The following is a 25,218-nucleotide window of genomic DNA, read 5'->3' on the forward strand; positions in this document are numbered from 1 at the left end:
GCAGTCACTGTCTCACGTCGGTCCCGTTGCATGTGACGGAGACCACGCCGCTCGGGTTTGGCAGCAGTCTTCTACAGGTGTAGTGTTCAAGTTACTACAGACGTAGTGAACAAGATTCCAGGAGTTCGACATGATCAACATCAACGCCTTCTTCATCGGCTTCATGATCATCAACGCGGTCGCACTCGCGCTGCTGGCCGGCTTCGCCGCCGTCGAGTTGACCCGCTTCTTCAGCGCCAACCGCAAGCGGCGCATCGCACGGCGGCAGCCGGTCGCCCGTTACTACACCCAGCTCTCGCTCGGCCACTGACAGCTCCGTCCGGACCACCCGGACAGCGGCGTCACCGCGCTCGTCCCCGCCCACGGGGACCGCGGTGGCGCCGCTTTCGGTTCCCGCCGCGAGGCACGTAGATTGGACGGAGACCTGAGCACCCCGCAGATCGGATCGCAGACCGTGGCAACCCTGGTGAAGTTCGTCGTTCTGATCGTGGTGGTCGCCGCCGTGATCTACGTGGTGCGCACGCTGCGGCCGAAGCTGCACGAGTACCGCATGCGGCGCTGGGAGGAAGCGGGTCTGCTCCCCCATCAGGTCGACCCCTACGCACCGCGCGACGACGAGCCGGACGACCCGGAGGGCACCGGGCGCTGATCAGCCGGGCCGGGTCACGCCTCCAGGGAGTGCAGCCGGCGCGCCGCCTCGGCGATCGTTCCCGTCATCGACGGGTAGACCGAGAAGGTGCTGGCCAACTGGTCGACCGTCAGCCTGTTCTGCACCGCGACGGCCAGCGGGTAGATCAGCTCCGACGCCTGGGGCGCCACCACGACGCCGCCGATGACCGTGCCACCGCCCGGGTGGCTGAAGATCTTGACGAACCCGTCGGTGATGTTGCGCATCTTGGCGCGCGGGTTGGTCGACAGCGGCATGGTGACGGTGCGCGCCTGGACGCGGCCGGCCTCGACATCCGCCTGTGAATAGCCGACCGTGGCGATCTCGGGATCGGTGAAGATGTTGGCGCACACGCCGCGCAGGTTCAGCGGGGCGACGGCGTCGCCGAGTGCGTGAGCCATGGCTATCCGCCCCTGCATGGCCGCGACCGAGGCGAGCGGCAGCACACCGGTGCAGTCCCCGGCGGCGTAGACGCCCTGCGCCGACGTCCGGGAGACCCGGTCGACCGTGATGTGGCCGGAATCGCTGGTGTCCACGCCGGCGTTCTCCAGACCGATGTCCGCGGTCAGCGGCACGGATCCGACCGCCAGCAGCACGTGCGATCCGCGCACCTCGCGCCCGTCCTCGAGCGTGACGATCACCTCGTCGCCGTCGCGTGCGGCCGACTTCATCCGGGACCGGCCCAGCACGTTCATCCCGCGGCGGCGGAAGACGTGCTCGATGACGGTGGCCGCGTCGGCGTCCTCGCCGGGCAACACCCGGTCACGGGAGGAGACGAGGGTGACGTCGCTGCCCAGCCCGAGGAACGCGTGGGCCAGCTCGGCACCGGTCACACCCGAGCCGACGACGATCAGCTTCTCCGGCAGCTCGGTCAGGTCGTAGATCTGTTGCCAGGTGAGGATCCGCTCGCCGTCCGGCATAGCCGACGGCATCACCCGCGGCGTGCAGCCGACGGCCAGCAGGATGACGTCGGCGTTCAGCTGCTCGGTGTCGCCGTCGGCGAGCTCGGCGGTCACCTTTCCCGGGCCGGAGATGTGTCCCCGGCCGGCCAGGATCCGGACGCCGACCCGCTCCAGCTGGGCCCGTATGTCGCGGCTCTGGGCCTTGGCAAGATCCAGGATCCGGTCGTTGATCTGGATGGCGTTCGCTTCGGCGTGCTGGTCGTCCTGCGTCCCCTCGAACCCCACACCGAGCCGACCCGCCGAGGCGAAGCGGGACATGAAGTCGGAGGTCGCGATCAACGTCTTGCTCGGCACGCAGTCGGTGAGCACCGCAGCACCGCCGAGGCCGGTCTGCTCGACCACCGAGACCTGGGCCCCCAGTTGGGCGGCGACCAGGGCGGACTCGTATCCGCCGGGACCGCCACCGATGATCACGACATGCTGCTGGCGTCCATTCACAAGGTGGCATCATTCCATGTCACAGGGCGCAGCCCCCAATCCGCCGGTCCACCGATCCCGTGCGCTCGTGGCGGCGGACGTCATACGCTGGCGCCCGTGACTTCAACGACTGCACTCGCCGATCCGGCGACCGACCCCTTCGAGATCGCGCGGGCTGCGGCGGCAGTCATCGCCGAGCGCACCGGCGCCGCACAGCACGACATCGCGCTGGTACTCGGCTCCGGCTGGGGACAGACCGCCGACCGGATCGGCGAGACACGCACGACGATCGACAACGCGGACGTGCCCGGTTTCGCCGCCGCCGCTGTCGCCGGGCACTCCAGCGCCATGCGCTCGATCGCCATCGGCGACACCGGATCTCGCGCCCTCGTCTTCGGCACGCGCACGCACTTCTACGAGGGCAAGGGGGTGCGCGCCGTGGTGCACGGCGTGCGGACCGCGGCCGCAGCAGGCTGCCACACGATCGTGCTCACCAACGGCTGCGGCGGGCTCAACCCGTCCTGGAGCGCGGGCACGCCGGTGCTGATCCGCGACCAGCTCAACCTCACCGCGCACTCCCCCGTCGAGGGCGCGAACTTCATCGACGTCACCGACCTCTACACGCCACGGCTGCGGGAGATCGCGCACGAGGTGGATCCGTCGCTCGACGAGGGTGTCTACGCCCAGTTCCGCGGGCCGCAGTACGAAACCCCCGCCGAGGTGAAGATGGCCGGCGTCCTGGGCGCCGACCTGGTGGGTATGTCGACCGCCCTGGAGGCGATCGCCGCGCGACAGGCCGGGCTGGACATCCTCGGCGTCAGCCTGGTCACCAACCTCGCTGCGGGCATCAGCGACCAGCCGCTGTCCCACCAGGAGGTCATCGACGCCGGACAGGCCGCCGCCGAGCGCTGCGGCACGTTGCTGGCCGAGGTCGTCCGCCGCATCGCCCAGGAGAAGTCGGCGTGAGCGCCGAACTTGTCCGCGAGGCACGGGCCTGGCTGACCGACGACCCGGACGACCAGACCCGCTCGGAGCTCGAATCCGTCATCACCGCAACTGAATCCGGCGATGCAGCAGCGCTCGAGGACCTCCAGGACCGTTTCTCGGGCCTGCTCGAGTTCGGCACCGCCGGGCTGCGCGGCGCCCTCGGCGCCGGTCCGGCGCGCATGAACCGCGTGGTCGTGATCCGGGCGGCCGCGGGCCTGACGGCATACCTGCAGGACAAGCTCGGCAAGCGCGACATCACGGTCGTCATCGGGTATGACGCCCGGCGCAACTCGGACGTGTTCGCGCGGGACACCGCGGCGGTCGCGGTCGGCGCGGGTGGCCGGGCGATGATCCTGCCGCACACGCTGCCGACACCCGTGCTGGCGTTCATGATCCGGCACCTCGGCGCGGACGCCGGGGTCATGGTCACCGCGAGCCACAACCCGCCGCAGGACAACGGTTACAAGGTCTACCTGGGCGACGGGAGCCAGATCGTGGCACCCGCCGACGCCGAGATCAGTGCCGCCATCAGCAGGTTCCCGCGCGTCGCCGACGTGCAGCTGGCCGACGACGGCTGGGAGACCCTGCCCGACGAGGTGGTCGACGACTACCTCGACGCGGTCACCAGGGTGATCCGGCCCGACGGCCCGCGGGACATCAAGATCGTGCACACGGCGCTCCACGGGGTCGGATCCGCCGTGTTCCGTGCGGCTTTCGACCGTGCGGGCTTCCCGGCCCCGGAGTCGGTGGCCGACCAGGCGGAGCCGGATCCGGCGTTCCCGACGGTGAGCTTCCCGAACCCCGAGGAGCCGGGCGCCATCGATCACGCCCTGGCGCTGGCCGAGCGCAGCGGCGCCGACCTGGTCATTGCGAACGACCCGGACGCCGACCGCTGCGCCGTCGCGGTGCCGCGAGCCCACGGCTGGGAGATGCTGCGCGGGGACGAGGTCGGCGCACTGATCGGTGCCTACCTGCTGGAGCGCGGGGTGGCGCCCGGCGGGGTCTTCGCCAACTCGATCGTCTCGTCACGGCTACTGGCCGCGACGGCCCGGCGCCACGGGGTGCCGCACGCCGAGACGCTGACGGGTTTCAAGTGGATCAGCCGCGTGCCCGGGCTCGTCTACGGCTACGAGGAGGCCCTCGGCTACTGCGTCGACCCGGCGGCCGTGCGGGACAAGGACGGCATCAGCGCCGCGCTGCTCATCGCCGAGTTCGCCGCCGACCGCAAGGCGCAGGGTTCCTCGCTCGACGGCGTGCTCGCAGAGCTGGCAGCGACATACGGCACCTATGCCACCGACAGCTTCTCGGTGCGGGTCGAGGATCTGACGATCATCGATGCCATCATGGCACGCCTTCGTGCCGACCAACCGGAAATCGTTGCGGGACAGCTTGTTTCACGGGTTGATGATCTCGCGGAAGGCTCGGCGGCGCTGCCCCCCACCGAGGGTCTGCGCTACTTCCTCGAGGACGACACCCGGATCATCGTGCGCCCGAGCGGCACCGAGCCCAAGCTGAAGATCTACCTGGAGACGATCGACGCCGACCCCGACGTCGCGCGCGGCAGGCTGGCCGACGTACGCGCGGAGTTCGAGCGCCTCACCACCCCCTGACCCCGCCACCCCCTCAGCCGACAGGCCCACAAACCGACCGACAGGCCCAGTAAACCCCGTCCAGAACCGCTCCCGGAGCGCGTATTACTGGGCCTGTCGGTCGTTGGTGAGCCTCTCGGCGCATGGGCGGTCAGGCGGCGACGGCCACCACCACGCACACGACCGCCGCGAGGAGCGCGATGATCGCGGGCCAGGCGGGCGCCGCGACCACCTCGTCGTTCGCGATGTATGCCGCATCGCGCGCCGTCGCGGACGCGTAGTCCAGCTGCCCGTCACGAATGGCGCCGGCAACGGCCGCGGCCGAACCCGATCGCACCTTCATCACCGAGTTGGGGTTGTTCTCGTCGATCGGACCGAGCCCGGGGCCCATCCGCAGCAGGCTCGGACCCGACTTGATCGCACTGGTCCGCGCCGCCCGCTTCGGCCGCTGCGAGGTGATCGCCCAGGAGCCGTAACCCTTGCCGTTCTCGTCGAAGATCTTGAGGTTCCAACGCTGTTCGATCAGGTCGATCGCCGGCCAGCCGAAGCGGACGTCCCGCACCAGGTTGCGCATCACGACGCCGGCCTGGGTGAGTTGGACGCACGGGCGCACGAAGATGATCCAGATCACGAGCAGGCCCGCGATCGGCCACAGGAACTCCTGCGGGTGGTCGAATCCGTTCTCGACCGCGATCAGGATGATGAAGCCGACGCAGATCAGCGAGAGGACCACTCCGGGCACGAGCATTGCGGGTTGCCGGTAGGTGCGGCGAGGGGCGGACGCGGATCCATCGCGCCCGCGAAGATTGAAGGGCATGACAGGTAGGCTGCACCGGTGAGCCCATCATCTGCAACGTCGCGGGCCCGGGACATGCTCGGTGTCGCGTCTTTGACCAACAAGGCACTGCGCACCTGGCTGCACGGACTGCCCGGCGTCGACCAGGTCGGCATCGAGGCCAGAGCAGCGGCGCTGGCGACCCGCTCGATCAAGACCACCAGCAAGGCGTGGGCGATCGACACCGCGATCTCGATGATCGACCTGACCACCCTCGAAGGCGCCGACACCCCCGGCAAGGTGCGCAGCCTGTGCGCCAAGGCGCAGCTGCCCGATCCTTCCGACCTCGGCACACCGCAGGTCGCCGCGGTCTGTGTGTATGGCGACATGGTCCACGTCGCCAAGGACGCCCTGGGCGACAGCGGGATCCACGTGGCGGCCGTCGCCACGGCGTTCCCGTCGGGTCGGGCCAGCCTGGCGGTGAAGCTGGCCGACACCAAGGACGCGGTGAAGGCCGGGGCCGACGAGATCGACATGGTGATCGACCGCGGTGCGTTCCTCGCCGGTGACTACCGCTTCGTCTTCGACCAGATCGCCGCCGTCAAAGAGGCGTGCGCCCGCCCCGGCGACCAGCCGGACGCGCACCTGAAGGTCATCCTGGAGACCGGCGAGCTGGCGACCTACGACAACGTCCGCCGGGCGTCGTGGCTGGCGATGCTGGCCGGTGCCGACTTCATCAAGACCTCCACCGGGAAGATCCAGCCGGCCGCCACCATGCCGGTCACGTTGCTGATGCTCGAAGCCGTGCGCGACTGGCGCGAACTCACCGAGGAGACGATCGGGGTGAAGCCGGCGGGCGGCATACGGACCAGCAAGGACGCGCTGCGTTACCTGGTGATGGTCAGTGAGATCGCCGGCGACGACTGGCTGACCCCGCAGTGGTTCCGTTTCGGAGCCTCCAGCCTGCTGACCGACCTGCTGCTGCAACGCCAGAAGCTGCGCACCGGGGCTTACTCGGGCGCCGACTACATCACCATCGATTAGCCTGAAAGACCAGTGATGACACCTAGATTCGAATACGCGCCCGCACCGGAGTCGCGTGCTGTCGTCGACATCGCCTCGTCATACGGGCTGTTCATCGGCGGCGACTTCGTCGACCCGGTCGACGGCAAGTCCTTCAAGACCGTCAACCCGGCCACCGAGGAGAAGCTCGCCGACGTCTCCGAGGCGAGCGCCGCCGACGTCGACAAGGCGGTGCGCGCGGCCCGGCGGGCCTACGACCGCACCTGGAGTCGCCTGTCGGGTGCCGAGCGCGGCAAGTACCTCTACCGGATCGCGCGGATCCTCGCCGAGCGGGCCCGCGAGTTCGCGGTGCTGGAGACGCTCGACAACGGCAAGCCGATCAAGGAGTCTCGCGACGTCGACATCCCGATCGCTGCGGCGCACTTCTTCTACCACGCGGGCTGGGCGGACAAGCTGGAGTATGCCGGGCTCGGTCCCGCTCCGCGCTCGCTCGGTGTGGTGGGCCAGGTCATCCCCTGGAACTTCCCGCTGCTGATGCTGGCGTGGAAGATCGCGCCGGCCCTGGCGACGGGTAACACCGTCGTGCTCAAGCCCGCCGAGACGACCCCGCTGACCGCGCTGCTCTTCGCGGACGTCTGCCAGCAGGCCGACCTGCCACCGGGCGTCGTCAACATCGTCACCGGCGCGGGCGCGACCGGCCAGGCGCTGGTCGAGCACCCGGACGTCGACAAGATCGCCTTCACCGGGTCGACGGGTGTCGGTAAGGCCATCGCCCGGGAGGTCGCCGGCACCCGCAAGCGGGTGACGCTCGAGCTCGGCGGCAAGGCCGCCAACATCGTCTTCGACGACGCGCCGATCGACCAGGCCGTCGAGGGCATCGTCAACGGCATCTTCTTCAACCAGGGGCACGTGTGCTGCGCCGGCAGTCGGTTGCTGGTGCAGGAGCCGGTCGCCGACGACGTCATACACCGCCTGCAGCGGCGGCTGGGCACCCTGCGCGTCGGCGACCCGATGGACAAGAACACCGACGTCGGCGCCATCAACTCCGCGGAGCAACTGGCCCGCATCAACGCACTGGTCGACATCGGCGAGGCGGAGGGCGCTGAGCGCTGGAGCCCGCCGTGTCAGCTGCCGGAGCGCGGATACTGGTTCCCACCAACGGTTTTCACGCAAGTCTCACAGGCGCACCGCATCGCCCAGGAGGAGATCTTCGGCCCGGTGCTGTCGGTGCTGACGTTCCGCACCCCGGACGAGGCGGTCGCCAAGGCCAACAACACCCCCTACGGGTTGTCGGCCGGCATCTGGACCGACAAGGGGTCGCGCATCCTGGCGATCGCCGACCGGCTGCGCGCCGGTGTCGTGTGGGCCAACACGTTCAACCGCTTCGACCCGACCTCACCGTTCGGCGGCTACAAGGAGAGCGGCTACGGCCGCGAGGGTGGCCGGCAGGGTCTGGCCGCCTACCTGGACGACACACCACTTGCCGCCCCCGCAGCGAAAGGAACCCGCTGATGCCCCGCCTCGAGGTGCGCAAGACCTACAAGCTCTACATCGGCGGCAAGTTCCCCCGGTCGGAGTCCGGCAGGTCGTACGAGGTCGTGTCCTCCGGCCGCTCCCCCAAGTTCCTCGCCAACGCGGCGCAGGGTTCCCGCAAGGACGTGCGTGACGCGGTCGTGGCGGCGCGCGGGGCGGTCAAGGGCTGGTCGGGTGCCACGGCATACAACCGGGGCCAGGTGCTCTACCGCGTCGGCGAGATGCTGGAGGGGCGGCGCGAGCAGTTCATCGCCGAGGTGTCCGCGAGCGAGGGCCTGACCAAGCCGCAGGCGACCAGGCTCGTCGACGCCGCGATCGATCGGTGGGTCTGGTATGCCGGCTGGCCGGACAAGCTCGCGCAGGTGCTGGGAAACCTCAACCCGGTGGCCGGACCCTACTTCGACATCTCCGCCCCGGAGCCGACCGGCGTCGTGGGCGTCCTTGCGCCACAGGACAGTTCGCTGCTCGGGTTGGTGTCGGTGATCGCACCCGCGATCGTGTCGGGCAACACGGTCGTCGTCATCGCGAGCGAGGACCGGCCGCTGCCGGCGATCTCGCTCGGCGAGGTGCTGGCGACCTCGGACGTGCCCGGCGGCGTCGTCAACATCATCACCGGCCGCACCGGCGAGCTCGCCCCGTGGCTGGCGTCGCATCACGACGTCAACGCGCTCGACCTGGCCGGCGCGACCGAGATCCCCTGGGGGGACCTGGAGCGCTCCGCCGCCGACACGGTCAAGCGGGTGGTGCGTCCCGCGGGCTCCGGCGCCGAGGCGATCGAGCCGGACTGGCTCGAGACACCTGATCTTTCACGGATGCGGGCCTTCCTGGAGACCAAGACGGTCTGGCACCCCAAGGGTCTCTGAGTGACCGACCCCACCTCACCGAGCGGGCAGCGGTGATGGCGTCGTGACGGACGAGTCATCTCCCCACGCACGCGTCCTCGTCCTCGGCGGCCCCAGCGGGTCGGGCAAGTCGCGCTGGTCGGCGCACCTGTCGCGCGAACACCGTTGGCCCATCGTGCGGTTGGACGACTACTACAAGGACGCCGACGATCCGTCGCTGCCGATGTCCTCCCTCGGGATCGCCGACTGGGACGATGTGCGGTCCTGGCGCTGCGACGACGCGGTGGATGCGCTGGAGCAGCTGTGCCGGACCGGGGAGCTCGTCGCGCCGGTCTACGACATCGCTGCGTCGGCGGCCACCGGCACCCAACAGGTCCGGCTCGGCGGCGCGGACACCGTCATCGCAGAGGGGATCTTCGCGCCATACGTCATCGGACCGTTGCGGGAGCGCGGCCTGCTCGCCGGCGCCTACTGCGTGCACCACAACCGATGGGTGACCTTCGCCCGCCGGCTGGTGCGTGACCTGTCGGAGCGGCGCAAACCGCCGCTCGTGCTGATCCGGCGCGGGCTGCGGCTCGCAGCCGCCGAACCGCAGATCGTCGCGGACCAGCGGCGGCTCGGCGCCGAGCCGATCCGGCCGAAGGTGCTGGACCGTCAGCTGCGCGCCGATCATCTAGGGTCGATGCATGAGCAACGGATGGACGAGCCCTGGGGGTGACTCGCCCGGCAGCGAGCAGGGGTCGCAGCCACCTCCTCCGCAGTATGGCGGGCAAGCACCGCCGCAGTACGGCCAGTACGGCGCACCACCGCAGTACGGCCAGTACGGCGCGCCACCGCACTACGGCCAGTACGGCGCGCCACCGCACTACGGCCAGTACGGCGCACCCGGTGGCTATCCGCCGCCCCCGCAGTTCAACTTCGCGCCGAAGCCCGGCGTCATACCTCTGCGGCCGCTCAATCTGGGCGACATCTTCAGCGGCACCTTCGCCACCATCCGCGGCAACCCGGGCGCGACCCTCGGCCTGTCGGCCCTGGTGGCGCTCATCGTCGCAGTGCCGGCCGTGCTCACCACGTTCGCCCTGGCGAACGCCGATCTGACCACCACGGACGACTCGGGCACCACGGTCAATCTCGGCACCCAGCTGAGCTCCAGCGTGACCGCGATCTACACCGTGATCGCCGGGGTGTTCCTGGCCGGCATGCTGACCGCCGTGGTCGCAGAGGCCGTGCTGGGCCGGCGCATCTCCATCGGCGAGACCTGGCACAAGGTGCGCGGGCGACTGCTGCCATTGCTCGGTATGACGCTGCTGGTCGCCCTCGCACTTGTCGTCGCCGTGGGCATCGTCGTCGGCATCATCGTGGTCCTCGCGCTGTCGGCGAGTGCGGCGGCGGCCGCCATCGTCGGCGTCCTGCTCGGACTGGGGACGCTGGTCGGGGTGATCTGGGTGGCCATCAAGGTCTCCCTGGCGGCACCGGCCGTCGTGCTGGAGCGTGTCGGGCCGATCACAGCGCTGAAGCGTTCCTGGGCCCTGAGTCGTGGCCAGTGGTGGCGTATCTTCGGCATCTCGGTGCTCGCACAGATCATCGTCGGAACGATCAGCAACATCGTCCAGTTGCCCGGAGTGGTCATCCTCGCCGCGAGCGCAGGCGACTCCGGCACGCCGGGTGTCTGGGCCGTGTTGCTCGTGCAACTCATCTCGGTCGTCGTGTCAGCGCTGACGGCGCCGTTCACGGCAGGCGTCACGGCGCTGCTCTACCTGGACCAGCGCATCCGTAAGGAGGCCCTGGACGTCACCCTGATGGCCGCTGCCGGCAAGGACGGTGGCGGTGCCAGGTGACGGGTCGCCGCCGCTGACACCGACCGGTGGGACCGCACACGGCTGGTTGACACGCGAGCTCGCCAAACCCGCGTATGCCGACCAGCGCAGTCTGCTGCAGCGACTGTGGGATTGGGCCATGGACCGTCTGCAGGACCTGGTGCACGGCGTCGGCAGCGCGCTGCCCGTCTACGTGCTGATCCCGCTGCTGGTGGTGGTCGTCGGCCTGGTGATCCTCGCGCTCACCCGGCTGCGCGGCAGCCGGAGTGCCGGCGCGCCGACCGAGCACGATGGAGTGCTCACCGATGTCGACCTCACCGCCGATCAGTTGCGCCGCCGAGCTGCCCAGGCGGCGGCCGACGGTGCACCTTCCGCCGCCTTCGTCGACTTCTTCCGTGCCGTCGCACGCCGCGCCGAGGAGCGCGCGCTGCTCGTCCCGCAACCGGGGCGCACCGCACACGAGGTGGGCGCGGAGCTCGCGCCGTACTTCCCTGCACAGGCGGACGGGTTGCGTGCTGCCGCAAGCCACTTCGATGCCATCCGGTACGGCGGTGTGAACGCCACGTCGCAGGATGTCGAGCAGATCCGGTCGCTGGACCAAGCGGTCGAGCACGCCCGACCGCTGCATCCACAGGCCACCGCATGATCACCCGTGGCCGGCTCACCGTCGCGCTGATCGTTGCGGCGCTGTTGGCGATCCTGGTCGGAGCGGTCTTGCTCAGCCCGCGCACCTCCGACGAGCCGCTCGACCCTGCGTCCGCCAAGTCCGACGGCACCCGCGCCGTGGCCCAGGTCCTCGGCCAACACGGCGTGGACGTCACGATCGTCCGCCGGGTCACGGGCCTGCGTGACGCCGACGTCCGCGGTGCGACGGTGGTGCTGACCCGTCCACAGCTGCTGTCCAAGGCGTCCCTGGCGGCCACCATGGCCGCAGCCGAACAGGCACGCCGGCTGGTGATCGTCGACGCGGACCCCACGACCGTGCAGGCGCTCCGGCTGCCGGTGACCGACATCGAACCCCTTGAGGACACACCGGATTCAGCGTGCAACATCGAGTGGCTGACCAGCTTGCGGCTCAGCTACGCGGACATCGACTACGCCGTCAGTGCTCACGGCAGGACCTGTTTCGGCGAGGGCGGACACGGTGCCGTCGCGGTGCTGCCCGCCCAGGGGCGGGCCCCCGAGACCGTGGTGCTCGGCAGCCGCGCAGCGCTCACCAACAAGACCGTGATCGATGACGACAACGCGGCGATCGCCCTGCGCACGCTGGGCTCCACGGACCGGCTGGTGTGGTTCGCTCCGACGATCGCGACCGCGGACAACCCGGCGGCCCAGGGCCCGAAGTGGCCCACCTGGTTCCATCCCGCGGTCTGGCTGGCCGCGGCCGTCGTGCTCGTCGTGATGGTATGGCGCGGAAGGCGTTTCGGTCACCTCGTGGTCGAGCCCCTGCAGGTGGTGGTACCGGCCGACGAAACCACCCGCAGCCGCGGACAGCTCTACCGCAAGGCACGCGACACCACACGCGCCGCATCCGTGCTCCGGCTCGCGACGCGCGGCAGACTGGCCCGTTACCTGGGCCTGTCGCCGAACGGCCGGCCCGAGACACTCGTGGCACGCACCGCGCAGGCGGCGGGCACCGATCCACGCCGTACGGGTGAACTGCTCTACGGGGCCGACCCGCCCGACGAGGCGACGATGACCGCACTGGCACAGGACTTGCAACAGTTGGAAAGGCAGGTACGACGATGACATCGCTCTCCCCGCAGCAGGTGGAGGCGGCGCAACGTGCACGCGACGCCCTCGGCGCGGTGCGTGGCGAAGTGGCCAAGGCCGTGGTCAGTCAGGACGCGGCCGTGTCCGCGCTGGTCATCGCCCTGCTCGCTCGCGGTCATGTGCTGCTCGAAGGTGTGCCGGGAGTCGCCAAGACACTCCTGGTGCGGTCGCTCGCCGCCGCGCTCTCGATCGACACCAAACGGGTGCAGTTCACACCCGACCTGATGCCGGGCGACATCACCGGATCACTCGTATTCGACTCGGGGACCTCGGAATTCACTTTCCGGCCCGGCCCGGTCTTCACCAACCTGTTGCTCGCCGACGAGATCAACCGCACTCCGCCGAAGACCCAGTCCGCGCTGCTCGAGGCGATGGAGGAGCGCCAGGTGTCGGTCGACGGTGCGGCACGGCAACTGCCGACGCCGTTCATGGTTGCCGCCACCCAGAACCCGGTGGAGTACGAGGGGACCTATCCGCTGCCGGAGGCACAGCTGGACCGCTTCCTGATGAAGGTCTCGATGCCGCTTCCCGAACGCGCCGTCGAGCTGGAGATGCTGCGGCGGCATGCCGCGGACTTCGACCCGAAAGACCTGGCCACGGCAGGCATTCGGGCTGTTGCCGGGCCCTCGGACCTGGCCGCCGGCGCCGCCGCGGTCCGTCAAGTACAGGTGCGCGCTGACGTCGCGGCATACATCGTGGACCTGGCACGTGCGACGCGGAGTTCGCCGTCGCTGTCGCTCGGCGCGAGTCCCCGGGCGACCACCGCACTGCTCGCGACCAGCCGCGCGTGGGCGTGGTTGTCGGGTCGTGACTTCGTGACACCCGACGACGTCAAGGCGATGGCCCGTTCGACCCTCGCGCACCGGTTGCAGCTGCGCCCCGAGGCCGAGCTCGAAGGTGTCAGCGCTGCCGCGGTGCTCGACTCGGCGATCGGCGCGGTGCCGGTTCCCCGATGAGGACGCGCGTATGGCGATAACAGGGCGCACGGCGCTGCTCACCGCACTCGGCATCCTCGTGGTGCTGGTGCATCCTGCGGTCAGCACGGTCCTCTGGTGGCTGCTGGTCGTGGCGCTGCTCGTGGGTATCGACCTCTGGTTGGCACCCGCGACGAGTTCGGTTGCGGCGCAGCGTTCCTCGGTTCGGCCGGTGCGCCTGGGAGAGACTTCGAGCAGCACCCTGACCCTGCGCAACACCGGCACGAGGACGGTCCGCGGCGCCGTGCGTGACGCCTGGCAGCCGTCCGCCGGCGCCCGCGACGTCCGCACCGCCATACACCTGCGCCCGGGTGAGCAACTGCGGCACGTCGTGGAGCTCACGCCCTCGCGGCGCGGCGACCGACGCGCCGACCTGTTGACCGTGCGCACCGCAGGCCCGCTGGGTCTGGCGTTGCGGCAGAGGTCCGTCGAGGTGCCCGGCGCCGTGCGTGCGTTGCCGAGCTTCCCCTCGCGGCGGCACCTACCGAGCCGGTTGGCGCAGCTGCGGCAGCTCGACGGTCGCTCCGCGGTGCGGATCCGTGGCCAGGGCACCGAATTCGACTCGCTGCGCGATTACGTCGACGGTGATGACGTCAGGAGCATCGATTGGCGGGCCACGGCACGCAGGCAGCGCCCGGTCGTGCGGACCTGGCAGCCGGAGCGGGACCGGCACATCGTGATCCTGCTCGACACCTCCCGGACCTCGGCCGGCCGCATCGGCGACAGCACGCGGCTCGACGCGGGCATGGACGCCTCGCTGCTGCTGACCGCATTGGCGTCGCGCGCAGGCGACCGGGTCGACTTCCTGGCCGGCGACCGCCGGATCCGGGCACGCGTCTCGGGGGTGACCGACCGTGCGGAGCTCATGCACACCGTCATCAACGCCATGGCACCGCTGGAACCCACTCTGGTCGAAGCGAACTGGCGCGCCCTTATCGGCGCGGAAGGCACCATCCCGAAGCGACGGTCGCTGCTCGTACTCATCACGCCGCTCGAACCCGCCGCGATCCAGGAGGGGTTGCTGCCGGTGCTCGCGACGGTCGCCGCCCGCCACCGAGTGGTGCTGGCATCGGTCGCCGACCCGGAGGTACGACGAATGGCGGCCGAGCGCGGCTCCGCCGCCGAGGTGTATGACGCCAGCGCCGCCGAACGCACCGAACTGCTGCGGTCCGACACCCGGACGGCGCTCGAACGCCTCGGCGTGACCGTCCTCGACGAGGAACCGGACACCCTCCCGGTGGCGCTGGTGGACCACTATCTGCTGCTGAAGTCCCGCGGCCTCCTCTGATTACCGAAAGGCCCACATAGCACCGACAGGCTCACAACTCCGCCCCGAAAACCGCCCGAAAACCCCCAGGCAACTGAGCCTGTCGATCGTTGGTGAGCCTCTCGGCAAGTGGTTGCGGGACGGGGCGGGTCACAGGCCGCGTCGGGGCAGGTCAGGCGGCGGTGGGGCGGGTGGCGCTCCGGTCCTCCGCCACCACGTCACCGGTGAAGCCCTCACGCACGGCACGCCGGCCGAGCACGAACACGTAGGCCAGGAAAGCGAGCTCGGCAAGCACGCCGATGCCGACCCGGGCGAAGGTCGGCAGCCCGGACGGGGTCACGAAGGCCTCGATGGCGCCGCTCACGAGCAGCACCCCGATCAGCCCGAGCACCACGACGACCATCGACCGGCCCTCGTGCGCCATCGCGTCGGCCCGGGTCCGCGCACCCGGCTCGACCCACGACCAGAAGAGCCGCAGCCCACTTCCGGCGGCGACGAAAACGGCTGTCAACTCGAGGATCCCGTGCGGCAGGATCAACCCGAAGAACTCGCTGCCGTGCCCGTACGCCACCATGATGCCACCCTGGACGCCGACGTTGACGACGTTGTTCCACAGCACGTAGGCGATCGGGAAGCCCAGCACCCCGAACGCGATGCACAGGGCAGCCACCCACACGTTGTTGGTCCAGACGTGGGTCGCGAAATCCGCGCCGCCGTACTGCGAGTAGTAGTTGCTGAAGTCGTGATTGACCAGTTGCTGGGCGGCCGCCGGTGAGATGAACGACGTCTGCACCGATGGGTTTCGCGCCACCCAGGTCCCGAGCAGCACGGCGACGACGACGTTGACGAGTGCCGTGCCGATCCACCACCAGCGGGTCCGGTAGAGCACGGCCGGGAGGTCACGCACCACGAAGTCGGCGACCCGCGACCAGGAAAGGGTGCGCCGGCGCAGGGACGCCGTGCGCGCCTTCGCGAGCACCGTCGACAGATACTGCAGCACTGCCGGGTCCGGCGCGGCGGATCGCAGCAGCGACAGGTGCGTCGCCGCCCGCTGGTAGAGGTCCAGCAGTTCGTCGGCCCCGGCACCGCTCAACGTGCGCCGGCTGCTGAGGGCACGCAGGTGCTCCCATTCGCCGTAGTGCGCCGAGACGAACGCATCGAGGTCCACGCCCAGCAACTATAGGCTGAAGCCCATGTCCACCGAAGCCGCAGACACGCGACCCGCGCGTCCGCTGCGCGGTGGCGCCGACGACCTGATGGTCACCGGCGAGGCGGTGCTGATCGACATACCGGCCGCGAGCCTGCCCAGCCGCCTCGTCGCGGCGCTGATCGACTGGGCGATCTACTACCTGGTCCTCATCGGGTTGATCCTGTTGGTGACGTTAACGTCCGGCGACAGCAGCGACGCCACCTACAGCACGCTCACCCTGGTCATCATCGTGCTCTGCCTGCTGATCGTGCCGGTGACCGTCGAGACCCTCAGCCGCGGCCGGTCGCTGGGCAAGCTGATCATGAAGCTGCGCGTGGTGCGCGACGACGGCGGGCCGATCGTCTTCCGGCACGCCTTCGTGCGCGGCCTGGTCGGGGTGATCGAACTACCTGTCACCAGCGGGGTTCCGGCGGTCATCTCGGCGGCCGCCAACCCGCGGGGCAAACGGTTGGGCGACTTCGCCGCCGGGACGTATGTCGTGCGCGAGCAGACCGGGATGAAGCTGGTGCCGCCGCCACCGGCCCCGCCGTACCTGCGTGACTGGGCGATCCGTGCCGACCTCGCGCCGCTGCCGGACGGGCTGGCCCTGGCGATCCGGCAGTTCCTCGTCCGGCGGGCGGCACTGACCCCGGCCGCACGGGCCGCGCTGACCGACAACCTGATGCGCCAGGTGATGCCGCTGGTCGCGCCACCGCCACCGCCCGCGCACCCCGAGGACGTGCTGTCGGCCGTCCTGACGGCGCGCAGCGACCGGGAGATGGTCCGGTTGCAGCGCGAGCAGCTGACCCGGTCGCGCCTGCTCCCGCCGGACCCGCTCCGCCGCCCCTGGTAACGGCGAGACTCCCGCTACCGTCGTCACTTATCCGGCCATGGCGGCGTCATACCCCGGTTTGATGATGTCCTCGATGATCGCGAGGCGCTCGTCGAACGGCAGGAACGCCGACTTGATCGCGTTGATCGTCACCCACCGCAGGTCTTCGACGGTCCAGCCGGCCTCGTCGACCAGCAACTGCATCTCCCGCGACATCGACGTGCCGCTCATCAGTCGGTTGTCGGTGTTGACGGTGATCCGGAACCGCAGGTCCTTCAAGTGCGTGATCGGGTGCGTGGCGATCGAATCCGCCGCTCCCGTCTGCAGATTGGAGGACGGGCACATCTCCAGCGGGATGCGCCGGTCTCGGACGTATGCCGCCAGCAGCCCCAGCTTCTCCGCCCGCGTGCCGATGTCGGTGATGTCGTCGACGATCCGGACCCCGTGTCCGAGCCGCTCGGCGCCGCACCACTGGATGGCCTCCCAGATGCTCGGCAACCCGAACGCCTCGCCGGCGTGGATGGTGAAGTGGGCGTTCTCCCGTTGCAGGTATTCGAACGCGTCCAGGTGCCGGGTGGGCGGGAAGCCGGCCTCGGCCCCGGCGATGTCGAATCCGGCGACGCCTTCGTTCCGGTAACGCACTGCCAGTTGGGCGATCTCGGTCGACTTGGCCGCGTGCCGCATCGCGGTGAGCAGCGCCCGCACGACGATGCGGTCGCCGCTCGCCTGCTCACCAGCACGGAAGCCCGCGTTGACCGCCTCGACCACCTGCTCCAGCGTCAGCCCGGCCTGCAGGTGCTGCTCCGGCGCGTAGCGCACCTCCGCGTAGACGACGCCGTCCGCCGCGAGGTCCTGGGCGCACTCGGAGGCGACGCGGCGCAGCTGTTCCTGCGTCTGCATCACCGCCACCGAGTGGTCGAAGGTCTCCAGATAACGCTCCAACGACCCGGAGTCCGCGGCGTCACGGAACCACTGGCCCAGCTTCGCGGCGTCCGTGGTCGGCAGCCCGTCGTAGCCGCCGGCTTCGGCCAGCTCGACGATCGTGGCGGGGCGCAAGCCACCGTCGAGGTGGTCGTGCAGCAGGGCCTTGGGTAGTTGCCTGATCTCGGTGCGGACGTCCTCACTCATCGCGGTGCACGGTCTCCGGGGTGAAGGCGGGCAGGCAGACCGCGATGTATTCGGCCCCGTCCTCGCCGGTCGAGTACCGGATGCGTTCTCCGGCAACGACTTTCACTGACTCTCCGCAGTGCGCGGTGATGCTCTTGCCGTCGTCGTAGTCGACCGTGACCGCCCCGCTGAGCACGATCGTGAACTCGTCGAACTCGGGCGTCTGGAACGGCTCGGACCACCCCGACGGCGCCATCATCCGTGCCACGCTGAGGCGGCTCTCCCCGGTGCTGACGACACCGATGTACTCATTGATGATCTTGTTGCCAGGCACCGGGATCCTGGACGGCTCCGAATACAGTTCAACCATCCCGACACTCTAGTGACCTGAGGCGGCTGAGCCCGTCGAAGCCACACCAGGTGACCTCGACGGGCTCGGCCGTCTCGATGCGCCGGACCCGCGCCTCAGGACACCCGATCGATCACCAAAGGCACTGTGTCGGGTGCTGATTCGGCGATCGACCAGGCACCGCGCAACGCCTCCTTCGCCCTCTCGAACCGGTCCGGTGTGTCCGTGTGCAGGGTCAGCAGTGGTTGCCCCGACGTCACCCGGTCACCGGGCTTGGCGTGTATGACGACCCCGGCCCCCGCTTGCACCGGGTCCTCCTTGCGGGCGCGTCCGGCACCGAGCCGCCACGCGGCGACGCCGACGGCCAGCGCGTCCAGCCGCTGCAGCACACCGTCCGCGTCCGCGGTGACCACCTCGGTGTCGGTCGCGACCGGGAGCGTGGCGTCCGGGTCGCCGCCCTGCGCGTAGATCATCGAGCGCCAGACGTCCATCGCCCGGCCGTCGCGCAACGCCTCCGCCGGGTCGATATCCGGTTTGCCGGCCGCCGCGAGCATCTCCCGGGCCAGCGCCACGGTCAGCTCGACGACGTCGGCCGGACCGCCGCCGGCCAGCACGTCCACCGACTCCTTCACCTCCAGTGCGTTGCCCGCGGTCAACCCGAGCGGGGTGGCCATGTCGGTGAGCAGCGCAACGGTCCGCACCCCTGCATCGGTGCCGAGGTCGACCATCGTCCGCGCCAGCTCTCGTGCCTGCTCGACGGTCTTCATGAAGGCGCCGCTGCCCACCTTGACGTCGAGCACCAGCGACCCGGTGCCCTCCGCGATCTTCTTACTCATGATCGAGCTGGCGATCAGCGGGATCGCCTCGACGGTGCTGGTCACGTCGCGCAGGGCGTAGAGCTTCTTGTCCGCCGGTGCCAGCCCGGCCCCGGCCGCGCAGATCACCGCACCGATCTCGTCCAGCTGCCGCAGCATGGCCTCGTTGGAGAGGGCGGCCTGCCAGCCGGGGATCGACTCGAGTTTGTCGAGCGTGCCGCCGGTGTGTCCCAGCCCGCGACCGGACAGCTGGGGAACCGCCACGCCATACACGGCCACGAGCGGGGCGAGCGGCAAGGTGATCTTGTCACCCACTCCCCCGGTCGAGTGCTTGTCGGCGGTCGGCCGCGCCAGGGAGCCGAAGTCCATCCGCTCGCCCGAGGCGATCATCGCCGCGGTCCAGTGTGCGATCTCCTCCCGGCCCATCCCGTTGAGGAAGATCGCCATCGCGAGCGCCGACATCTGTTCGTCGGCGACGACGCCGCGGGTGTAGGCGTCGATCACCCAGTCGATCTGTGCCTTGTCGAGGGCCTTCCTGTCCCGTTTGGTGGCAATGATGTCGACCGCGTCGAAACTCTCGCTCATGTCCCGGATTCTCCCAGAGATGATGGAACCTTCGGTGCGGTAGGTGCGTCATTGCTCCGGTGGCCACACCACCCACACCCCACACCTACAGGGAGGAACACCATGAAGATCGTGAGTCGTACCGCAGCAGCCGCACTGCTGATCACGCTGCCGATGGCGCTCGGCGCCTGCAGCAGCAGTGGTGGCAGCAAGCCGGCCAAGGCCGATGTGCAGGCCGGCTTCACCAAGGCACTGAAGGGCCAGAGCGAGGCCAAGGGGGCTCCGGACTCGCTGGTGAACAAGATGTCGGGCTGCGTCGTCGACAAGATCTACAACAAGGTGAGCAACAAGACGCTCAACGCCATCAAGAGCGGTGACACGTCCAACAAGATCAGCTCCGACGACGAGTCGACGCTGAACGACGCGACGAACAGCTGCGGCAAGTCCCTGGTCAGCGCCGCCAGCTGACCCGGCCGCGAGCGCCCCGATCGGACTGCAACCGATCGGGGCGCCGCCACGTCCAACGCCCGACACACGCCATTTCCGGGAGAGGTCACCAATGCGTTCGCTCCACGTCAAGCAGGCCGCCACCGCGGCCGTGCTGCTCGTCCTGCCCCTGAGCCTGGCCGCCTGCAGCTCGAGCAGCTCCCCCGAGGCGGCGAGCTCCTCCCCGACGGCACACACCACGAGTTCGGCGCCGGCACCGGGCACGACGCCCGACGACAGCTCCACGACGAGCGCCAACGGTGCGAAGCCGACCAAGGCACAGGTCGCGGCCGGTATGACGGACTACTTCGTCGGCAAGGGTGTCCCGCGGTCCCTCGTCGGCGGTGTCGCGACCTGCGTGGCCAACAAGGGTTACTCACAGTTCTCCGACGCGACGCTGCGCGCCCTCAAGGACGGCAGGGTCCAGGATCTCAACCCGCTCGACACCGGCAAGCTGACCAAGGTCACCACGACGTGCCTGGCGAGCGGCCCGGCCGCCAGTTTCGGCTGACCCTGTCGTCGCCGGATCAGCCCTCGGGCGAAGCCACGTGCTCCAGGTCGTCCGGGCCGAACGCCTGCGGGAGCACGTCCTCCATGGTGCGCACCCCGCGCGGCGTCAGCATCAGGCAGGCCGGCCCGCCGTGCTCCCAGAGCAGTTGACGGCACCGGCCGCAAGGCATCAGCGGCTCGCTGCGGGTGTTGACGCACGCCACCGCCACCAGTCGGCCACCGCCGCCGCGCACCAGATCGCTCACCATGCCGCACTCGGCGCACAGCGTCACGCCGTACGCGGCGTTCTCGACATTGCAGCCGGAGACGACCCGGCCGTCGTCGACCAGCCCCGCCACCCCGACCGGGAACTTGCTGTAGGGCACGTAGGCGTGCCGCATCGCCTCGGTCGCCTCGGCGGTCAGTTCGTCCCAGTCGACCCGGCGCGGTTCCCCGGCGTCCGTTGCGGTCATCGGCTCAGTCCCCCTTGACGTAGGGCTCACCGTCGGCGGCGGGCGCGCGCACCCGGCCGACGAGACCGGCCACCGCGAAGATGGTCGCCAGGTAGGGCAGCATCTGCAGCAGGTTGGAGTCGATCTTGATCGGCGTGGCCAGCAGCGACAGCGCGACCTGCAGGGCGCTGGCGAAGCCGAAGAACAGCGACGCACCGAGCGCACCGCGTGGCGTCCAGCGGCCGAAGATCAGCGCCGCGAGCGCGATGAAGCCCTGCCCGGAGGTCATGTTCTTGTTGAACGTGCCGACCGACCCGATGGTCAGCGCCGCACCGGCCAGGCCGGCGATGCCGCCGCCGATGATGACGTTCTGGTAGCGCAGCCGCAGCACGTTGATGCCGACCGTGTCCGCGGCCTTCGGGTGCTCACCGACGGCCCGGGTCCGCAGACCCCAGCGCGACCGCAGCAGCATCACGTCGATGACGATCACGATGAGGTACATGAGGTAGGTGATGATCGTCTGGTTGAACAGCAGCGAACCGATCACCGGGATGTCGCCGAGCACCGGGATCTTGATCGGCGAGAACGGGATCGGCTGGTTGGTGCCGGTCCCGTTGTCGGCCATGATCGCGTCGTACAGGTAGCCGGTCAGGCCGAGCGCGAAGGCGTTGATCACCACACCCAGGATGATCTGGTTGACGGTGAACTTGATCGCGAAGACCGCCAGCAGCGCGCCGACGACCGCGCCGATGGCGACGGCGGCGATCAGCCCGACCCAGGTGCTCGCGAGCGTGCCGAAGAGCGCACCGGCGAACGCGCCGAAGAGCATCTGCCCCTCGATGGCGACGTTGATGACGGCGGTCTTCTCGCACATCAGACCGGCCATCGAGCCGAGGATCAGCGGTGTCGCGAGGAAGAGCGTCTGCTGCAGCAGGGAGCCGACCTGCACCGACTGCTTGCCCTCGGTGCCCGCCCAGGTCAGGAAGGCGACCAGGAAGAGTATGCCGGCCGCGATGCCCGCCCAGCGCAGCGTGCGCTTGCTGTAGCTGCGCACCAGGTGGCCGGCTCCGAGCAGGATGATCACGATCCCGCAGACGACGATCAGGCCGACGCCAGGGACCGAGAACTTCGGCACCGAGATGCCCGGTTGCGAGCCGTTCAGGTCGAAGCTGGTGGAGTGCGACCCTGCCGACATACCCAGCACGACAGCGGCGATCAGACCGAGGACGATGAACGCCGCGCTGGTGCCGATGCGTCGCGTGGTCGACTGCTTCAGCTCGACGACGTGTTGCTCGACCACCTCGCCCGGAGCGACCTCGACGGTCGCGACCGACGACTCGACGACGTCGTCGCGGTTCTCGTTGAGCTCGGGGGTCATCCGTTCCATCCCTTCGCCAGGACCGCGGAGCCGCCGGCCTTGCTGCGCCGTAGCCGGAACACCAGTCGGATCAGACCCGGTGCCGCGATGAACAGGACCACCAGCGCCTGGAGCACCTGCACCAGGTCCGGCGGGGTGGCGGTGGCGACCTGCAGCTGCCCGCTGCCGGCGCTCAGGGCGCCGAAGAGCAGGCCGGCCCAGAAGGTGCCCCACGCGGTGCCCCGGCCGAGCAGCGCCACGGTGATCGCGGTGAATCCGACACCGCCGTCGACGCTCGCGGTGATCTGGTAGTTGTTGGCGTCACCCAGGACCTGCGCGACACCCGCCAGCCCGGCCAGTCCCCCGACGACCACCATCAACCAGATGTAGGTCGAGGAGATGCTCATCCCAGCGGTCCGCGCCGCGTCCTGGTTGGCTCCTACGGTCCGGATCCGGAAGCCGAACGTTGCGTACTTCAGCAGCCACCAGGTGAACGCGGTGGCGGCGATCGCCAGGATGAAGGAGAAGTTGACGCGCATGTCGGACCCGAACAGGTGCCAGAACTGCGCGTTGCCGTCGATCGTGCGCGACACCGCCTGGTTGAACGGCGGGGCCTGGAACCAGCTCTCGGTGAGCAACCAGTTGATGAAGAAGACACCGACGTAGTTGAGCATGATCGTGGTGATCACCTCGTGCGCGCCGGTCTTCGCCTTCAGGAAGCCGGCGATGCCGGCCCAGATGGCGCCGCCGATGATGCCGCCGATGATCGCCACGACGATGTGTATGCCGGCCGGCAGATGCCAGGCGAAACCGATGTAGCCGGCGAACGCGGCGGACATCAGGATCTGGCCCTGCGCACCGATGTTGAACAGGCCGGCGCGGAACGCCAGCGTCACCGACAGACCGGCCAGGATCAGCGGGGTCGCGTAGACCAGCGTCTCCGAGATCGGCGCGAGGAGTTGCTGACCCTCCGGGTTGTAGATCGCGCCCTGGAAGAGCGCGACGTAGGCGCCCTTGATCGCACTCCACCCGGCGCTGAAGGTCTCACCGGGCGCCGCCGTGAAGTACTTGGCAGCGTTGCGGGTGGCCTCGTCGGAGGCGACGATCAGGATGGCGCCGACGATCATCGCGCAGATGACGGCGAGCACGGTGACCACCGCGGGGTGGTCGCTGCGCAGGATCTCGCCGATCGTCTCGCGGGTCCTGTCCCCCGACTCCTGCGTCGCCAGCAGCGTGTCGCCCTCGGCGGCCGACTCGGCACCTGCCTCGGGAGCCGCCTCGGGCTCCTCCTTGCGCAGGTCGGGTTTCGGCTCGTCCTCCGGCCGTTTGCCGAGGTCCGGTCCCTCGGTCATGAGGCTTCCTCCTTCGTGTCGGAGGTCTGGCCCGCCATCAGCAGACCGAACTCCTCTGCGCTCGCGGTCGGCGGCAGTTCGCCGATGATCTTCCCGGCATACATGACACCGACCCGGTCGGCGAGTCCGATGACCTCGTCGAGCTCGGTGCTGACCAGCAATACTGCGGTGCCCCGGTCGCGTTCGGCGACGATCCGTTTGTGCACGAACTCCTGCGACCCGACGTCGACCCCGCGGGTCGGCTGTGAGACCACCAGCAACCGCAGGGGGCGGCTCATCTCGCGCGCGAGCACTACCTTCTGCTGGTTACCGCCGGAGAGGGTGGACGCGGGCGCCTCGGCGCTCTGCGTGCGGACGTCGAACTCGCTGACCCGCTCCTGCGCGTTGCGGGCGATGGCACTCAGGTTGAGCGAGATCGCGTTGCCGAACGGCGGCTCGTCATACGTGTCGAGCACGAGGTTCTCGGCGATGCTGAAACTGCCGACGAGACCGTCGTGCATGCGGTCCTCGGGCACGTAACCCACGCCGCGGGCCAGAATGGCGTCGGTCGTCGCATCGGTGATGTCGGCGCTCTCGAGATGGATCTTTCCCGCGGTCGGCTCGATCAGCCCGACGATCGCCTCGGTCAGCTCGGACTGGCCGTTGCCCTGCACCCCCGCGATCGCGTAGATCTCGCCCGCGTGCACCTCCAGTGACACGTCGTCGACGAGGACCTGGCCGCTGGGAGCGGTCACGCTCAGACCGTCGATGTCCAGCACGACCGCACCGGGCTTGGCGGGCTCCTTGTCGACCTGCAGCTGCACCGGTCGGCCGACCATCATCGCGGCGAGCTCGGCGGGGCTGGCGGTCGGCTCGGCCTGCCCGACGACCTTGCCGCGGCGGATCACGGTGATCGTGTCGGCGATCGCGCGGACCTCCCGCAGCTTGTGGCTGATGAAGACGATCGAGGTGCCGTTGTCCTTCAGCGACCGCATGACGTCCATCAGGTGGTCGGTCTCCTGCGGGGTCAGCACGGCCGTCGGCTCGTCCAGGATCAGCACCTTCGCCTCGCGGGCGAGCGCCTTGAGGATCTCGACCCGCTGCTGGATGCCGACCGGCAGGTCCTCGACGAGGACGTCGGGGTTGACCTCCAGGTGGTAGTCCCTGGACAGGCGGCGGACGACCTCGCGGGCCTTCTTCTGGTCCAGCATCCCGGCGGAGCGGGTGTATTCGTCGCCGAGCATGACGTTCTCGGCCACGCTCAGCACGGGGACCAGCATGAAGTGCTGGTGGACCATGCCGATGCCGGCGCGCATCGCGTCGCCCGGACCGTTGAACTTCTGCGGCTGCCCGTCGATGACGATCTCACCCTCGGTCGGCTCGTAGAGACCGTAGAGAACGTTCATCAGGGTCGACTTGCCGGCGCCGTTCTCGCCCAGCAGCGCATGGATCTGCCCCGGCTCGACCACCAGGTCGATGTGGTCGTTCGCCGTGAACGAGCCGAATCGCTTGGTGATTCCACGCAGTTCGAGCTTCACGCGGAGACTCCCTTGTCTTTCGTTGCGTCATACGCCCGGCAGCAACTGTAAGTCCTGCGGGCTTCCCCCACCGACAGGTGCGG

Annotated in this window: 26 protein-coding genes; 16 read left to right on the forward strand and 10 right to left on the reverse strand. The window is 69.4% G+C overall.

Translation table 11 applies throughout. The annotated features are described in order from the left end of the window. The first annotated feature begins 130 nt into the window (after nucleotides 1–130). On the forward strand, nucleotides 131–310 hold the full coding sequence (locus tag FHU39_RS12440) for a hypothetical protein (protein ID WP_183320667.1): 180 nt from the start codon (nucleotides 131–133) through the stop codon (nucleotides 308–310). 102 nt (nucleotides 311–412) lie between these two features. Continuing rightward, nucleotides 413–649 carry a hypothetical protein gene (locus FHU39_RS12445; RefSeq protein ID WP_183320668.1) on the forward strand — a complete coding sequence of 79 codons (237 nt, stop codon included), beginning with the start codon at nucleotides 413–415 and terminating at the stop codon, nucleotides 647–649. A gap of 14 nt (nucleotides 650–663) precedes the next feature. Here FHU39_RS12445 and FHU39_RS12450 read toward each other — a convergent pair whose 3' ends face one another. Continuing rightward, nucleotides 664–2,067, reverse strand: a complete 1,404-nt coding sequence (locus FHU39_RS12450; protein ID WP_183320669.1) for an NAD(P)H-quinone dehydrogenase — start codon at nucleotides 2,065–2,067, stop codon at nucleotides 664–666. A gap of 96 nt (nucleotides 2,068–2,163) precedes the next feature. On the opposite strand from FHU39_RS12450, the gene FHU39_RS12455 reads away from it, so the two are divergent. Then, nucleotides 2,164–3,012, forward strand: coding sequence for a purine-nucleoside phosphorylase (locus FHU39_RS12455; protein ID WP_343065850.1), 849 nt, complete (start codon nucleotides 2,164–2,166; stop codon nucleotides 3,010–3,012). Then, nucleotides 3,009–4,643, forward strand: coding sequence for a phosphohexomutase domain-containing protein (locus tag FHU39_RS12460; RefSeq protein WP_183320671.1), 1,635 nt, complete (start codon nucleotides 3,009–3,011; stop codon nucleotides 4,641–4,643). The genes FHU39_RS12455 and FHU39_RS12460 overlap by 4 nt, the downstream gene beginning before the upstream one ends. A gap of 130 nt (nucleotides 4,644–4,773) precedes the next feature. On the opposite strand, the gene FHU39_RS12465 is transcribed toward FHU39_RS12460, so the two are convergent. Next, complete coding sequence (locus FHU39_RS12465) at nucleotides 4,774–5,439, reverse strand: hypothetical protein (RefSeq protein ID WP_183320672.1); 666 nt, start codon at nucleotides 5,437–5,439, stop codon at nucleotides 4,774–4,776. A gap of 54 nt (nucleotides 5,440–5,493) precedes the next feature. On the opposite strand from FHU39_RS12465, the gene deoC reads away from it, so the two are divergent. Genes deoC through FHU39_RS12510 form a run of 9 tightly spaced genes read left to right on the forward strand, consistent with a single transcriptional unit; the run spans nucleotide 5,494 to nucleotide 14,647 of the window. Then, nucleotides 5,494–6,441 (forward strand): deoxyribose-phosphate aldolase, encoded by a 948-nt coding sequence (gene deoC, locus FHU39_RS12470; RefSeq protein ID WP_183321040.1) that lies wholly within the window; start codon nucleotides 5,494–5,496, stop codon nucleotides 6,439–6,441. Nucleotides 6,442–6,456: 15 nt separating this feature from the next. Then, nucleotides 6,457–7,932: an aldehyde dehydrogenase family protein gene (locus FHU39_RS12475; protein WP_183320673.1), complete on the forward strand. Its 1,476-nt coding sequence runs from the start codon at nucleotides 6,457–6,459 to the stop codon at nucleotides 7,930–7,932. Next, on the forward strand, nucleotides 7,932–8,816 hold the full coding sequence (locus FHU39_RS12480) for an aldehyde dehydrogenase family protein (RefSeq protein ID WP_183320674.1): 885 nt from the start codon (nucleotides 7,932–7,934) through the stop codon (nucleotides 8,814–8,816). The genes FHU39_RS12475 and FHU39_RS12480 overlap by 1 nt, the downstream gene beginning before the upstream one ends. Before the next feature lie 43 nt (nucleotides 8,817–8,859). Beyond that, a complete protein-coding gene (locus FHU39_RS12485) occupies nucleotides 8,860–9,513 on the forward strand; it encodes a uridine kinase family protein (protein WP_183320675.1) in 654 nt (217 codons plus the stop codon). Then, nucleotides 9,482–10,633, forward strand: a complete 1,152-nt coding sequence (locus FHU39_RS12490; protein WP_183320676.1) for a DUF7847 domain-containing protein — start codon at nucleotides 9,482–9,484, stop codon at nucleotides 10,631–10,633. Before FHU39_RS12485 ends, FHU39_RS12490 begins: the two co-directional genes overlap by 32 nt. Then, nucleotides 10,623–11,258, forward strand: coding sequence for a DUF4129 domain-containing protein (locus FHU39_RS12495; RefSeq protein WP_183320677.1), 636 nt, complete (start codon nucleotides 10,623–10,625; stop codon nucleotides 11,256–11,258). Before FHU39_RS12490 ends, FHU39_RS12495 begins: the two co-directional genes overlap by 11 nt. Then, a complete protein-coding gene (locus FHU39_RS12500; RefSeq protein ID WP_183320678.1) occupies nucleotides 11,255–12,361 on the forward strand; it encodes a DUF4350 domain-containing protein in 1,107 nt (368 codons plus the stop codon). The genes FHU39_RS12495 and FHU39_RS12500 overlap by 4 nt, the downstream gene beginning before the upstream one ends. Then, on the forward strand, nucleotides 12,358–13,341 hold the full coding sequence (locus FHU39_RS12505; RefSeq protein WP_183320679.1) for an AAA family ATPase: 984 nt from the start codon (nucleotides 12,358–12,360) through the stop codon (nucleotides 13,339–13,341). Before FHU39_RS12500 ends, FHU39_RS12505 begins: the two co-directional genes overlap by 4 nt. A gap of 10 nt (nucleotides 13,342–13,351) precedes the next feature. Continuing rightward, a complete protein-coding gene (locus FHU39_RS12510) occupies nucleotides 13,352–14,647 on the forward strand; it encodes a DUF58 domain-containing protein (RefSeq protein WP_183320680.1) in 1,296 nt (431 codons plus the stop codon). 151 nt (nucleotides 14,648–14,798) lie between these two features. Here the strand turns inward: FHU39_RS12510 and FHU39_RS12515 are convergent, their stop codons facing one another. Then, nucleotides 14,799–15,794 (reverse strand): stage II sporulation protein M, encoded by a 996-nt coding sequence (locus tag FHU39_RS12515; RefSeq protein WP_183320681.1) that lies wholly within the window; start codon nucleotides 15,792–15,794, stop codon nucleotides 14,799–14,801. Between the two features lie 25 nt (nucleotides 15,795–15,819). Between FHU39_RS12515 and FHU39_RS12520 the strand changes: the two genes are divergently transcribed. Further along, entirely contained in the window at nucleotides 15,820–16,668 is an 849-nt protein-coding gene (locus FHU39_RS12520) for an RDD family protein (protein WP_183320682.1), read from the forward strand. A gap of 27 nt (nucleotides 16,669–16,695) precedes the next feature. Here the strand turns inward: FHU39_RS12520 and FHU39_RS12525 are convergent, their stop codons facing one another. From FHU39_RS12525 to FHU39_RS12535, 3 genes are all read right to left on the reverse strand, one after another. After that, complete coding sequence (locus FHU39_RS12525; protein ID WP_183320683.1) at nucleotides 16,696–17,775, reverse strand: adenosine deaminase; 1,080 nt, start codon at nucleotides 17,773–17,775, stop codon at nucleotides 16,696–16,698. Next, a complete protein-coding gene (locus FHU39_RS12530; protein WP_183320684.1) occupies nucleotides 17,768–18,124 on the reverse strand; it encodes a cupin domain-containing protein in 357 nt (118 codons plus the stop codon). Before FHU39_RS12530 ends, FHU39_RS12525 begins: the two co-directional genes overlap by 8 nt. Before the next feature lie 95 nt (nucleotides 18,125–18,219). Next, nucleotides 18,220–19,503 carry a thymidine phosphorylase gene (locus FHU39_RS12535; RefSeq protein WP_183320685.1) on the reverse strand — a complete coding sequence of 428 codons (1,284 nt, stop codon included), beginning with the start codon at nucleotides 19,501–19,503 and terminating at the stop codon, nucleotides 18,220–18,222. 102 nt (nucleotides 19,504–19,605) lie between these two features. Here FHU39_RS12535 and FHU39_RS12540 point away from each other — a divergent pair, with 102 nt between their 5' ends. Next, nucleotides 19,606–19,950: a hypothetical protein gene (locus FHU39_RS12540; protein ID WP_183320686.1), complete on the forward strand. Its 345-nt coding sequence runs from the start codon at nucleotides 19,606–19,608 to the stop codon at nucleotides 19,948–19,950. A 91-nt stretch (nucleotides 19,951–20,041) separates the two neighbouring features. Continuing rightward, the gene (locus tag FHU39_RS12545; RefSeq protein ID WP_183320687.1) at nucleotides 20,042–20,479 is read left to right on the forward strand and encodes a hypothetical protein; all 438 of its coding nucleotides are present in this window, start codon (nucleotides 20,042–20,044) and stop codon (nucleotides 20,477–20,479) included. Between the two features lie 16 nt (nucleotides 20,480–20,495). On the opposite strand, the gene FHU39_RS12550 is transcribed toward FHU39_RS12545, so the two are convergent. From FHU39_RS12550 to FHU39_RS12565, 4 genes are read right to left on the reverse strand one after another with little or no spacing between them, the layout of a single operon-like run. Then, a complete protein-coding gene (locus FHU39_RS12550) occupies nucleotides 20,496–20,930 on the reverse strand; it encodes a cytidine deaminase (protein WP_183320689.1) in 435 nt (144 codons plus the stop codon). Between the two features lie 4 nt (nucleotides 20,931–20,934). After that, nucleotides 20,935–22,287: an ABC transporter permease gene (locus tag FHU39_RS12555; protein WP_183320691.1), complete on the reverse strand. Its 1,353-nt coding sequence runs from the start codon at nucleotides 22,285–22,287 to the stop codon at nucleotides 20,935–20,937. After that, nucleotides 22,284–23,618, reverse strand: a complete 1,335-nt coding sequence (locus FHU39_RS12560) for an ABC transporter permease (protein WP_183320694.1) — start codon at nucleotides 23,616–23,618, stop codon at nucleotides 22,284–22,286. Before FHU39_RS12560 ends, FHU39_RS12555 begins: the two co-directional genes overlap by 4 nt. Further along, nucleotides 23,615–25,135, reverse strand: coding sequence for an ATP-binding cassette domain-containing protein (locus FHU39_RS12565; protein ID WP_183320696.1), 1,521 nt, complete (start codon nucleotides 25,133–25,135; stop codon nucleotides 23,615–23,617). The genes FHU39_RS12560 and FHU39_RS12565 overlap by 4 nt, the downstream gene beginning before the upstream one ends. Nucleotides 25,136–25,218: the final 83 nt, after the last annotated feature.

This window comes from Flexivirga oryzae, from assembly GCF_014190805.1.
Lineage (GTDB): Bacteria > Actinomycetota > Actinomycetes > Actinomycetales > Dermatophilaceae > Flexivirga > Flexivirga oryzae.